The 11931-nt window shown below is 72.3% G+C and carries 11 protein-coding genes; 7 read left to right on the top strand and 4 right to left on the bottom strand.

The window, feature by feature from the left end; translation table 11 throughout:
- Positions 1-5: 5 nt before the first annotated feature.
- On the bottom strand, positions 6-1136 hold the full coding sequence (locus tag ACQPZP_RS24005; RefSeq protein ID WP_433471971.1) for an EAL domain-containing protein: 1131 nt from the start codon (positions 1134-1136) through the stop codon (positions 6-8).
- Positions 1137-1252: 116 nt separating this feature from the next.
- On the bottom strand, positions 1253-1648 hold the full coding sequence (locus tag ACQPZP_RS24000; protein ID WP_433461517.1) for an ABC transporter permease: 396 nt from the start codon (positions 1646-1648) through the stop codon (positions 1253-1255).
- Between the two features lie 67 nt (positions 1649-1715).
- On the opposite strand from ACQPZP_RS24000, the gene ACQPZP_RS23995 reads away from it, so the two are divergent.
- Genes ACQPZP_RS23995 through ACQPZP_RS23985 form a run of 3 tightly spaced genes read left to right on the top strand, consistent with a single transcriptional unit; the run spans position 1716 to position 3773 of the window.
- Positions 1716-2354, top strand: coding sequence for an AIM24 family protein (locus ACQPZP_RS23995; RefSeq protein ID WP_433471970.1), 639 nt, complete (start codon positions 1716-1718; stop codon positions 2352-2354).
- Positions 2355-3008 (top strand): AIM24 family protein, encoded by a 654-nt coding sequence (locus ACQPZP_RS23990; protein ID WP_433471969.1) that lies wholly within the window; start codon positions 2355-2357, stop codon positions 3006-3008.
- Positions 3009-3011: 3 nt separating this feature from the next.
- Entirely contained in the window at positions 3012-3773 is a 762-nt protein-coding gene (locus ACQPZP_RS23985; protein WP_433471968.1) for an AIM24 family protein, read from the top strand.
- A gap of 39 nt (positions 3774-3812) precedes the next feature.
- Here ACQPZP_RS23985 and ACQPZP_RS23980 read toward each other — a convergent pair whose 3' ends face one another.
- The gene (locus ACQPZP_RS23980) at positions 3813-4610 is read right to left on the bottom strand and encodes a VOC family protein (protein WP_433471967.1); all 798 of its coding nucleotides are present in this window, start codon (positions 4608-4610) and stop codon (positions 3813-3815) included.
- A gap of 322 nt (positions 4611-4932) precedes the next feature.
- Here ACQPZP_RS23980 and abc-f point away from each other — a divergent pair, with 322 nt between their 5' ends.
- The 3 genes from abc-f to ACQPZP_RS23965 all read left to right on the top strand — a co-directional run bounded on the left by abc-f (position 4933) and on the right by ACQPZP_RS23965 (position 7824).
- Positions 4933-6531, top strand: coding sequence for a ribosomal protection-like ABC-F family protein (abc-f, locus tag ACQPZP_RS23975; protein WP_433471966.1), 1599 nt, complete (start codon positions 4933-4935; stop codon positions 6529-6531).
- 116 nt (positions 6532-6647) lie between these two features.
- On the top strand, positions 6648-6860 hold the full coding sequence (locus ACQPZP_RS23970; protein WP_021596738.1) for a helix-turn-helix domain-containing protein: 213 nt from the start codon (positions 6648-6650) through the stop codon (positions 6858-6860).
- Positions 6861-7005: 145 nt separating this feature from the next.
- Positions 7006-7824 carry an enoyl-CoA hydratase/isomerase family protein gene (locus tag ACQPZP_RS23965; protein ID WP_433471965.1) on the top strand — a complete coding sequence of 273 codons (819 nt, stop codon included), beginning with the start codon at positions 7006-7008 and terminating at the stop codon, positions 7822-7824.
- Between the two features lie 46 nt (positions 7825-7870).
- On the opposite strand, the gene ACQPZP_RS23960 is transcribed toward ACQPZP_RS23965, so the two are convergent.
- Positions 7871-9799 (bottom strand): Xaa-Pro dipeptidyl-peptidase, encoded by a 1929-nt coding sequence (locus ACQPZP_RS23960; protein ID WP_433471964.1) that lies wholly within the window; start codon positions 9797-9799, stop codon positions 7871-7873.
- Positions 9800-9980: 181 nt separating this feature from the next.
- On the opposite strand from ACQPZP_RS23960, the gene ACQPZP_RS23955 reads away from it, so the two are divergent.
- Positions 9981-11930 carry an ABC transporter ATP-binding protein gene (locus tag ACQPZP_RS23955; protein ID WP_433479668.1) on the top strand — a complete coding sequence of 650 codons (1950 nt, stop codon included), beginning with the start codon at positions 9981-9983 and terminating at the stop codon, positions 11928-11930.
- Position 11931: the final 1 nt, after the last annotated feature.

Genomic DNA, 11931 nt, shown 5'->3' with positions numbered 1-11931 from the left:
CGATCTCAGCGCGACATCGCCCGGATCAGGTCGGCCACGCGGACGATGCCGAGGCAGCGGCCCACCTCGTCCACCACGACCAGGTCGTCGTACACCCGCTCGTCCTCGGCCCCGGCGGCGCGCAGCGCGGCGATCGCCGGGACGGTCCGCGGCACGGGACGCGGCGGATCGGCCAGCCGCGCGGCGGGCCGGCGCGCGTGCAGCGCGTGCCCGTAGGCGCCTGAGAGCTTGAGCAGGAAACGCGTCCGGTCCACGGTGCGCAGCGGGCGCTGCCGGTCGTCCACCAGGACGACGCTCGTGGCGCCGGTCTCCGCGTTCAGCACGGTGAGCACCTCGTCGGCCGTCGCCGTGTGCGGCAGCGTCACCGCCGGGAGGGTGAACTCCGACACCCGCGGCCCGAGCCCGGCGCCCGGCCGGGCCGGCGGGGCGTGCTCCGCCGCGACCGGGATGCTGACCGGCATCCCCGGGCGCCACTCCGGCGGCGCGAGGGCCGGCCCCTGGACGAGCCGTACGCCGGACTCGCGCATGTGCATCACCTGGTCGCCCGTCGCCATGCCTGGCGCCAGGACGTGCGTCTCCAGCCGGTGCGCCAGCTCGACGAGACTCGCCACGAGCGCCGCCCGGCGCGGCTCGGTGAGCGCGCCGCGGGCCAGTTCGGGATCGAGCTTGACCAGGTAGGAAGTGCCGTCCACCAGCAGGTCGAGCGGCGCGTGCGCGGAGCCCAGGCCGGCGTGCCCGACGAGGTAGCCCGCGCGGCGCAGCGCCGAGAGCGCGGCGGTCAGCGCCGGGCGCCGGGCGGGCGGGAACCCGCCCGTGACGCACAGGATGATCTCGTGCGGGCGCCGGCCGGTCTCGCCGAGCCCGTGGTGCAGCTCGCCCAGCAGATCCTCGCCGGCCGCCAGCGTCTCGGCGCGCAGCCCGATCTGCAGGGGCAGCGGCGTGCCGAGGTCCGCGGCCGCGCGGGCCGCCTCGACCGCGCGCCGCACGTCCTCGGACGCGGGGTCGAACCGCACCGGCCCCCGGGACGGCCCGGCGTGCGCCTCCACGGCGACGACGGCGCCCGTGCCGAGATCGACCACGGGATGGAACACGGCCCGGGCCGGAAGCAGCGCGTCGAGGGTCTCGGTGGCGGACACACGCGAATCATGGCGCCCGAACTCTGGCGAAACCACCCCCGCGGGGAGAAGTTAACCCAGAGTTCTCCCAGGTCGTGGCGCGGATCACCGGCCGGGAGCAGCACCCCGGCGCACCCTCACAGGCCGCGTCCGGCGGCGAGCGCCGACAGCAGGTACGTCACCCCGGCCACGGCCGCCAGCCACGCGTAGGCGATGAAGTCGGCGCCGCGCAGCGTCTGGACGACGAGCCCGCCGACGATCGCGACGGTCAGCACGTCACCGGTCATCGCGGCGGCCCGCAGATGGGCGCGGGCCCGGGTGCCCGACCCGAAGCCCTCACTGAGCGGCACCGCCGGCTCGTTGCGCCGGTAGGCGAGGTAGGCCGCGTATCCGGCCAGTGCGGCGAGCGCGACGAGGGCCGCCCCGGACCGCCCGTCGGCGGCCAGCACGGCCCCGACCACCACACCGGCGCACAGGACGAGCCCTGGCACGGCCCACCGGCTGAGACTGCGGCGTTCGGGAGCGATCCACATGGGTTCATCCTTCCCGATCCGCGCGTGCGGCGGACCGTCAACGCGCCGGGCTGTATCTTCTCGCTTCGTGGCGCAATTTAGGTTGAACGGCTCGAAGATGCTCGCCGTCGACCTCGCCGGCGAGACCATCAGGGCCCTGAACGGCTCCATGGTCGCCTACGAGGGGCAGATGGCGTTCAAGCGGCAGGGCATGACGGGCGGCGAGGGCCTCCGCGGCGCCCTCAAACGCAGGATCGCGGGTGAGGGCATGACCCTCATGGAGATCACCGGGCAGGGGACGGTCTACCTGGCGAGCGAGGCGACGGAGGTGACCCTCGTCCAGCTCACCGGCGACACGCTCTTCGTCGAGTCGGAGAGCCTCCTCTCCCTCGACGGGAACCTGCAGACGGGCGTCCATTTCGTCGGACTGCGGGGCATGGGCACCGGCCAGGGGCTCGCCACCACGAAGGTGGACGGGCACGGGACGGTCGCCATCCTGTCCGCGGGGCCCGCGATCGCGCTGGAGGTGACCCCGCAGGCGCCGCTGTGCGTCGACCCGCACGCCTACGTCTGCCACCACGGGCAGCTCCAGCAGGACGTGGTCACCGACGTCAACTGGCGGACGGTGATCGGCCAGGGATCGGGGGAGAGCGTGCAGTTCCGGTACCAGGGGCACGGGCTGGTGTACGTCCAGCCAGCCGAACGCGGCGGAATTCTGGAGATCTGAATGCCCGGCTACCAGTCGATCAACTCCAAGCTGCTCCAGGTGCCGATCGGGCCGGGGCAGGAGGTCTACAGCAAGCGGGGCGCGATGCTCGGCTACACCGGCCCGGTGTCGTTCGCCCCGTCCACCACGGCGGGGCAGGGCATCGGCGGCGCCGTCGGGCGCGCGGTCGCCGGCGAGCGCAGCGCGATGATGCACGTGACCGGCCAGGGCAGCGTCATGTTCGGCCACGGCGGGCTGCACGTCAGCGTCGTCGACCTGAACGGCGCCGACACCCTGTACGCCGAGGCCGACCGGCTGCTCGTGCACGACGCGACCCTCCAGGTCGGGACGATGTTCATGGGCGAGCAGGGCGGTGTGCGCGGCATCGTCCGCGGCGCGGTCACCGGGCAGGGGCTGTTCACCACGACGCTCACCGGGCACGGCTCGTGCGCGCTGCTGTCGCACGGCGGCGTGATGGAGCTGCCGATCACCCCGCAGCGTCCCGTGCACGTCGACCCGCAGGCGTACGTCGCCCACCGCGGGCAGGTGCAGAACAAGCTCACCACGGCGGTGGGCCTGCGCGACCTGATCGGACGCGGCTCCGGCGAGGGCTTCCAGCTCGAACTGAGCGGCTCCGGCGTCGTCTACGTCCAGGCCAGCGAGAGGAAGATCTGACCCGTGAGCACGTTCGGCACGAAGACCTGGAACGTCACGACGCTTCCGGCCAACGACAACGTCAACCCCTACGCCTTCAGCGTCGACCTCAACGGGCAGTGGTTCGCGCAGAAGGGCAAGATGATCGCCTACTACGGGCAGATCAGGTTCGAGGCGCTGTCGGCGGGCCCGCTGGACTCCCTCGTCGCGCACACCTTCAACTCGCCGCTGTACGCGCAGGACTGGATCGTCGCGGAAGGCCAGGGCAAGCTCGTCCTCGCCGACCGCGGCTTCGACGTCAACTCCTTCGACCTGGAGAACGGCAACCTCACCGTCCGGGCCGGGAACCTGCTGGCGTTCGAGCCCGGCCTGGAGCTCAAGCAGTCGATCATCCCCGGCTTCCTGACGCTGATCGGCACGGGACGGTTCGTCGCCGCGTCCAACGGGCCCGTCCACTTCGTCGAGCCGCCGATCCGGATCGACCCGCAGGCGCTGCTCGGCTGGGCCGACTGCCCGTCGCCCTGTCACCACTACGACCACTCCTACATGCGCGGCGCGTTCGGCGCCGCCCGGATGATCTTCGGGATCGGCGGCTCGTCCGGCGAGGAGCACCAGTTCGACTTCACCGGCCAGGGAACCGTGCTGATGCAGTCGTCCGAGGTCGTTATGAACGAGGACGTCCTGCTGCGCGACCTGGAGGGCCAGATCGGGCTGGTCGGCACGTCCGGCCTCCAGCGCCTCCAGTCGACGATCTCCCAGCGGCTCTCCGCCGAGCGCCAGGGCTGACCCCGGGGCCCGGACCGCTCCGGGCCCCGGGTCACCCGGTCACGACTCCGGCGAGGGCGCCGGCTTCATCACGTGGAACGGGACGCCGAACGGGTCGCGTACGGACGCCGACCGCCCGTACGGGGTGTCCTGCGGCTCGGAGTCGACGGTGCCGCCGCCGGCGCGGACCCTGCGGACCGCCTCGTCGGCGTCGTCGACGGAGAAGTACGTCGTCCACGACGAGACCGGGCCGTCACCGCCGCCGAGGGCGATGTCGGAGCCGCCGAGGATGCCGCCGATGTAGCGGCCGTCCTCCGCGCGCTTCAGCGCGGTGTAGTCCATGCCGCCCGGGATCGGCTCCAGCTCGTAGCCGAACACCGCCTTGTAGAACTCGCCTGCGGCCGCGGAGTCCCGCGTGACCAGCTCGTTCCAGACGAACGAGCCGGGGTCGTTGACGATCCGCGAGCCGGGGTGGGTGCGGCCCTGCCACAGGCCGAACTGCGCGCCCTGCGGGTCCCGGACGATCGCCATGCGGCCCTGGTCCATCACGTCCATGGCCGGGGCGACGACCTCGCCGCCCGCGTCCGTGACGCGCTTGACGAGCCCGTCGCAGTCGTCCGCGGCGAAGTAGACGCTCCACCAGTACACCTCGGGCTGGTCCTCGGGGTTCCGCATCATCCCGGCGACGGGCTCGCCGCGCAGGGTGCACAGGTTGTAGTGGCCTCCCTCGGGCCCCGTGTCCTCGTACTGCCAGCCGAAGAGCGTCCCGTAGAACGTCTTCGCCCGTTCGAGGTCGGGGATGCCGATGTCGAGCCAGTTGGGCGTCCCGTCCGGCGCGTTGCTCGTGACATGGGTCATCCGACTCACACTCCTTTGTGCTGGGACCGTGGCCCCGCTGTCGTCCCGCCGCACGCCCGCCACTTCCCATCCTGGCCCCCAGCGGGGCGTTCACACATCGTTCCCGCCTCATCGGCGTGGCCGGGACCGGCCTGCGGACCGTCCTCCAGCCCCCACCCGCCACCATTCAACGGACGAGCTCCGCTCGACGGTCACGTACACTGATCGAATGGTTCCGCTCCCGAACTGACAGGCCGCCCAGCGCGCCGCCCGGTCCCAGGACCGCGGCGCGCTGTTTCGTGCGCCTGTCCATCGAGCCGTCCGTCAGGGGAGCCCTGTCACTGTGATCATCGCGAAAGACATCGAGCTGCGCGCCGGACCCCGGCTGCTCATCGAGGCCGCCACGTTCCGGGTCAACCCCGGCGACCGGGTCGGCTTCGTCGGGCGCAACGGCGCCGGCAAGACCACCCTCACCAAGGTGCTGGCGGGTGAGGCGCTGCCCGCGCAGGGCGCCGTGACGTCGTCCGGCACCATCGGCTACCTGCCGCAGGACCCGCGCGGCGTCGACCTGGAGGAGCTGGCCCGCGACCGGATCCTGTCCGCCCGCGGGCTGGACGAGGTGATCCGCAAGCTGCGCGCCGCCGAGGAGGCGATGGCGACCGCGGCGGGCCCCGACCGGGACAAGGCCGTCCGCCGCTACGGGCGGCTGGAGGAGCGGCTGCACGTGCTCGGCGGCTACAGCGCGGAGGCCGAGGCCGCCTCGATCGCCTCCAGCCTCGGGCTGCCGGACCGGGTGCTGACCCAGCCCCTCGGGACGCTGTCGGGCGGGCAGCGGCGCCGCGTGGAGCTGGCCCGCATCCTGTTCTCCGGCGCCGACACCCTGCTGCTGGACGAGCCCACCAACCACCTGGACGCCGACTCCATCGTCTGGCTCCGCGACTTCCTGAAGGGCCACCAGGGCGGCCTCGTCGTGATCAGCCACGACGTGGAGCTGCTGGACGCGGTGGTCAACCGGGTGTTCCACCTGGACGCCAACCGCAGCGTGGTCGACATCTACAACGTCGGCTGGAAGAAGTACCTCGACCAGCGGGAGACCGACGAGCGGCGCCGCAAGCGCGAGTCCGCCAACGCGCACCGGCAGGCGTCCGCGCTGCTGTCGCAGGCCGACAAGATGCGCGCGAAGGCCACCAAGGCGAAGGCCGCCCAGCAGATGGACCGGCGCGCGCGGCAGCTCCTCGCCGGCGTCGAGGGCGAGCGGCAGGCCGACAAGGTCGCCAAGATCCGCTTCCCGGACCCCGCCCCGTGCGGCAAGACCCCCCTCACCGCGGAGGGTTTGTCGAAATCGTACGGATCTTTGGAGATTTTCACCGACGTGGACCTGGCCGTCGACCGGGGCAGCCGCGTGGTCATCCTCGGCCTCAACGGCGCCGGGAAGACGACCCTGCTGCGCCTGCTGGCGGGCGTCGACAAGCCCGACACCGGGGCGGTCGTGGCCGGTCACGGCCTGCGGATCGGCTACTACGCCCAGGAGCACGAGACCCTGGACGTCGAGCGGTCCGTCCTGGAGAACATGCAGTCGGCCGCGCCCGGCATGGCGCCGGTCGAGGTCCGCAAGATCCTGGGCTCGTTCCTGTTCTCCGGCGACGACGTCGACAAGCCCGCGGGCGTCCTGTCCGGCGGCGAGAAGACCCGGCTGGCACTGGCGATGCTGGTGGTGTCCAGCGCCAACGTGCTGCTGCTCGACGAGCCCACCAACAACCTCGACCCGGCGAGCCGCGAGGAGATCCTCGGCGCGCTGCGGACGTTCGCCGGCGCCATCGTCCTGGTGACCCACGACGAGGGCGCGGTCGACGCGCTGGCGCCGGAAAGAGTGATTTTGCTCCCGGATGGTGTGGAAGACATCTGGAGTGACGAGTTTGCCGATCTGGTGGCGCTCGCGTGACCTGCACGGTGACTTCCGCAGATCTTTTCTGGCCGAGTGGGTAGCCGAACCGGCGGGAATGACTGATCATGGCGGGGGATAACGCAGCGGTCACCACATCACTACGGGAGGTACTCGTGGCCGAGACCCTTAAGAAGGGCACCCGCGTGACCGGTGCCGAGCGCGACAAGCTCGCGGCGGACCTCAAGAAGAGGTACGACTCCGGCGAGAGCATCCGCGCCCTGGCAGCCGCCACCGGCCGCTCGTACGGTTTCATCCACCGGATTCTGACCGAGTCCGGCGTCAACCTGCGCGGTCGCGGTGGCGCGACCCGGGGCAAGAAGTCCTGAACGGACAACGGCCCCCGGATGAGCGCACCGCCTGACCCGGCGCCGCGACCGGCCGAGTAAGGTTCGGTCGCGGCGGCGGACAGGTTCCGGGTCCCGCCCCGTGGACGGCGGGGCGGGCCCGGTTCGCTCATCGAAAGGAAGACCCATGGGGGACGCGACGGCGGCCGGACGGCCGGAAACGGCCACGGGCCCTGCGGCGGAGTCCGCCCGGCCCGGCCTTGAGCAGGCGGGCCTCCGGCTCGATGTGGACGGCGCGGTCGCGACGGTCACCCTGAACCGGCCCGAGCGGCGCAACGCCATGACGTTCACGACCTGGCGCGGGCTCGCCGAGATCGGGCGCTCCCTGCCCGCGGACGTGCGCGTCGTCGTCCTGCGGGGCGCGGGCCCGTCGTTCTCCGCGGGGATCGACCTCGGCATGTTCTCCGGCGGCGGAGAGGGCTTCGCCGACGGCGCCGACGCCGAGGGCACCGACCGCTTCATCGCCGAGCTGCAGGAGGGCTACACCTGGCTCCGGCGCCCCGACATCGTCACCGTCGCGTCCGTGCACGGCCACGCCATCGGCGCCGGCTTCCAGCTCGCGCTGGCCTGCGACATCCGCGTGATCGCCGACGACGCGAAGTTCTGCATGAAGGAGCCCGCGCTCGGGCTCGTCCCGGACCTGACCGGCACCAAGCCGCTCGTGGAGGTCGTGGGCATCGGGCGCGCCCTGGAGCTGTGCCTCACCGCCCGCACGGTCGGCGCGGACGAGGCGGCCCGGATCGGCCTCGCCGAGACCGTGGTCCCGCGTGACGGCCTCGACGGCGCCGTCCGCGACCTGGTGGACGCCCTGCTCGCGGTGAACCCCGGTGCGGCGGTGGCGACCAAGCGGCTGCTGTGGCAGGCCGCCGACAACACCCTGGACGAGCAGTGCGCCGCCGAGCGCCGCGAGCAGATCGGCCGTCTCCGCGAACTCTTCGGCACGTGACCGGCGCCCGCCCGGGGCGGGGTCCTCGCCCCGGGCGGAGCCGGTTCTACCGGAGGGCCTCCCGGCCGCCGCGGGCCAGCGGCAGCATGACCCTGCTGACGCCCGGCTGCACGGTGACCTCGGTTCCGGCCGGGTAGCGGAGCGTGTAGTCGTAGTCGGTCGACAGCAGGATCACACCGAGCCGGTGGCCGGCCTTCACCACGTAGTCGGCGGGTTCGAGGTTCCACCGGAACCCGTACGTCCGGCCCGGCTCCACCGGTTCGGTGCGGCTGAAGTCGTGCCGGTTCCGCGCGTCCAGCCACCCCCGCGTGATGATCTTGTAGGGGGCGGTCTCGGTCGCGAGCGCCTGCCGGATCGTGCAGCCGGAGTCGGCGGGCACGCTCTCGCCGTAGCAGACCTCCTGGCCGGTGTTGACGCGGGCGCCCGTCGGGCGGGTGTCGGTGCCGTAGTCGACCAGCAGCGCGGTCAGGTACGGCGACCGGCCGTCGAGCGAGGCCCGCAGGGACACCGACGGGACGCCGTCCACCCGGACGGGCTCGCGCAGCGGCTCCGTCAGATAGGCGAGCCGGTTCGGATCGGCCTGGTCCTCGTCGGCGAGGAGCTGCTCGGCGGTGCGGGTCCTTCCGGCGTCGGTGAAGGACTGCGCCGCGCCGTGCCGCGGCCGGAGACCGAGGGTGCCCGGCTGCCCGGACGGGCCCGCGTTCAGGCCGAGCGGGACGGTGCGGGTGCCGGGGACCGGCCAGTCCTTCGCCGTCTCCCACGTCCCGTCGGCGTGCTCGACGTCGACCCGCGGCTCCTTCTCGATCCCGTTGCGGATGCCGTACAGGTACCGGTCGAACCAGTGCAGCGTCTGCCGCAGCCACTCCTCGACCCGCCAGCGGAACGGCGTCGAGTGGTTGCCCTGGTGCAGCCACAGCTTGCGCGGCACACCCGCGTCCTTGAGGGCGTTCCACCACTGCACCGAGTTCTTGATCTTGACGTTCCAGTCGTTGAGCCCGTGCACGACCATGACGGCGGCGCGCACCCTCCGCGCCTGGCCGACGTAGTCGCGGTCGGCCCACACCTTGGAGTAGTCGCCGGTCTCGCGGTCCTGGGCCGCCTCGATGCCGTCGATGACCTTCGCGCAGACCTCCGGGTCCTTCCGGGTCAGCACCGCCTTCGCCAGGACGTCCAGGTCCTCGCCCTGGAAACCGCCGGGCGCGACCACGCCGCCGCCCGCGCGGTAGTAGTCGTACCAGCTGGAGATCCCGGCGATCGGGACGATGGCCTTCAGGCCCTCCACGCCGGTGCCGGCGGCCATGTTCGGCAGCGTCCCGTCGTAGGACTGGCCGATCATGCCGACGTTCCCGGTGGACCAGGTCGCCTTCACCGGCGTGCCGTCCGGCGCCCAGCCGCGGACGCGGCCGTTCAGCCAGTCCACCGCCGCCCTGGCGCCCGCCTGCTCGCTGCGGTCGCCGGAGGTCGGGCAGCCGGTCGAGCCGCCCGTCCCGATGCTGTCGAGGTCGGCGACGGCGTACCCGCGCGGCAGGAAGTAATTGTCGTAGTAGCCGGGGAAGATCTCGGCGAGGTTCCGCTTCGTGCTGGTCAGCGACCGGGCCCGGGCGTCGCCGATGTCGACCGGATGGTTCGGGACGTCCTTGATGCCGGCCCAGTACGGGCTGGGCTCCAGGATCGTCGGCACCTTGAGCCCGGTGGTGCCGGTCTCCTTGGGGCGCATGATCCGCATCTGCACGCGGTCCCGCACGCCGTCGCGGTCGCTGTCGGCCGTCGTCTCGATGTTCACGGTCTGGGTGACGGCGTCGGCGCGGGAGAACACCGGCTGCGTCTCGCCGTTCCTCACCGTGACCCGGTGAGCGCCGGGTGAGCCGGGTTCGGGCCTCGTGGGCCCGGCCGCGGCCGCGGGCAGTGCGGTGGTGGCGACGAGCGCGGCGGTGAGGGTGATCACGCCGGCGCCGCGCGTGCGGCGTCTTCTCATGGGGGCTCCTGGGGGAGGTGAGCCTGGGGGTGATGATCACGGTTACACCCGCCGGGCGGGTTGTCCAGAGGCGTTTACGCCGTGAGCGGAGCCGGGAAGCCCGGCGGCCGGGGACGCGTTGTCCCCGCCGGATACTGAGATGCTTACTTGATTACGTCGACGTTCGGAGGCGCTCGTGGGAATGCCTGGAATGCCGGGCAGCGGCTGGCAGGTGATGGCCTCGTTCCGCAAGGACAGCTCCGTCACCCGGCAGAAGCTCAAGCCCGGCACCGTGGGGCGGATCGCGGGCTACGCCCGTCCCTACGTCCGCGAGCTGGTGCTGTTCCTGGCGCTGAACTCGCTGTCCGCGCTGATCGTCGTCGCCAACCCGCTGCTGCTGAAGGGGATCATCGACCAGGGCATCGTGCCGGGCCGGCAGAACATCGTCATCTGGTTCGCCGCCGCCGTCGCGGGGCTCGCCCTGGTGGAGGCCGTGCTCGGCCTCGTGCAGCGCTGGTACTCGGCCCGCATCGGGGAAGGGCTCATCTACGACCTGCGCAGCCAGGTGTTCGCGCACGTCCAGCGGCAGCCGGTCGCGTTCTTCATGCGGGCGCAGACGGGCTCGCTCGTCAGCCGCCTCAACAACGACGTCATCGGCGCGCAGCGCGCCCTCACCACCACCCTGTCGTCGGTGGTGTCCAACGTGATCAGCCTGATCCTGGTGCTGGTCACGATGCTGATCCTGTCCTGGCAGGTCACGCTGATCGCGCTGCTGCTGCTCCCGATCTTCGTCCTGCCGGCCAAGTGGGTCGGCAGGCGGCTGCAGCGGGTGAGCCGCGAGCAGATGGTGCTGGACGCCGAGATGGGCTCGCTCATGACAGAGCGGTTCAACGTCGCCGGCGCGATGCTCGCCAAGCTGTACGGGCGCCCCGCCGAGGAGGAGGAGAACTTCTCCGGCCGCGCCGCCCGCGTCCGTGACATCGGGGTCGTCGCCGCCATGTACGGGCGCGTCTTCTTCACCGCGCTGACGCTGGTCGCCGCGCTCGCCACCGCCATGGTCTACGGCGTCGGCGGCTACCTGGTCGTGGACGGCACCTTCCAGCTCGGCACGCTCGTCGCGCTCGCCACCCTGCTGACCCGGATGTACGGGCCGCTGACCGCGCTGTCCAACGTCCACGTGGACGTGATGACCGCGCTCGTCAGCTTCGACCGCGTCTTCGAGGTGCTGGACCTCAAGCCGCTGATCCGCGACCGCGAGGACGCCCGGCGGCTGGCCGAGGCCCGGACGCCGTCCGGGAACGGCGCCGGGCCCGCGCTGTCGAAGGCCCCGTCGGTCGAGTTCGACCACGTCCGGTTCGCCTACCCGTCGGCGGAGGAGGTGTCGCTGGCCTCGCTGGAGTCGATCGCGCGCACCGACAACGCGCCCGGCAGGGAGGTCCTGCACGACGTCGACTTCACCGCCCGCCCGGGCCAGCTCGTCGCGCTCGTGGGCCCGTCCGGCGCGGGCAAGTCGACGATCACGCACCTGGTGTCGCGGCTGTACGACGTGTCCGGTGGCGCGGTCCGGATCGGCGGCGCCGACGTCCGCGACGTCACGCTCGAATCGCTGCGCGCCGAGATCGGCGTCGTCAGCCAGGACGCGCACCTTTTCCACGACTCGATCCGCGAGAACATGCGCTACGCCAGCCCCGACGCCTCCGACGAGGAGATCCTGGCGGCGCTGGAGGCCGCGCACATCGGCGACCTCGTCGCCGACATGCCCGCTGGCCTGGACACGGTCGTCGGCGACCGCGGCTACCGGCTGTCGGGCGGCGAGAAGCAGCGGCTCGCGATCGCCCGGCTGCTGCTGAAGGCGCCGTCGGTGGTCGTCCTGGACGAGGCGACCGCCCACCTGGACTCCGAGTCCGAGGCGGCCGTCCAGCGGGCGCTGCGGACCGCCCTCGCCGGGCGGACGTCCCTGGTGATCGCGCACCGGCTGTCGACGATCCGGGAGGCCGACCAGATCCTGGTGATCGAGGGCGGCCGCGTCGCCGAACGCGGCCGGCACGAGGAGCTGCTGCTGGAGGGCGGTCTGTACGCCGAGCTGTACCGCACGCAGTTCTCCCGCCAGCGCGACGAGGACCGGGAGACCGAGCCGCTCGGCGCCGAGTAGC

The organism is Spirillospora sp. CA-142024, assembly GCF_050942325.1.
Taxonomy (GTDB): Bacteria; Actinomycetota; Actinomycetes; order Streptosporangiales; family Streptosporangiaceae; genus Spirillospora.
The sequence above is the reverse complement of the archived record's forward strand: the minus strand, read 5'-3'. Positions and strand labels throughout refer to the sequence as shown.

What these genes read in the sequence shown, in the direction of transcription:
- ACQPZP_RS23960 (WP_433471964.1), bottom strand. Translation starts at nt 9,799, where the DNA reads ATGAGAAGACGCCGCACGCGCGGCGCCGGCGTGATCACCCTCACCGCC.
- ACQPZP_RS23980 (WP_433471967.1), bottom strand. Translation starts at nt 4,610, where the DNA reads ATGACCCATGTCACGAGCAACGCGCCGGACGGGACGCCCAACTGGCTC.
- ACQPZP_RS23990 (WP_433471969.1), top strand. Translation starts at nt 2,355, where the DNA reads ATGCCCGGCTACCAGTCGATCAACTCCAAGCTGCTCCAGGTGCCGATC.
- ACQPZP_RS23965 (WP_433471965.1), top strand. Translation starts at nt 7,006, where the DNA reads ATGGGGGACGCGACGGCGGCCGGACGGCCGGAAACGGCCACGGGCCCT.
- ACQPZP_RS23955 (WP_433479668.1), top strand. Translation starts at nt 9,981, where the DNA reads ATGCCTGGAATGCCGGGCAGCGGCTGGCAGGTGATGGCCTCGTTCCGC.
- ACQPZP_RS24000 (WP_433461517.1), bottom strand. Translation starts at nt 1,648, where the DNA reads ATGTGGATCGCTCCCGAACGCCGCAGTCTCAGCCGGTGGGCCGTGCCA.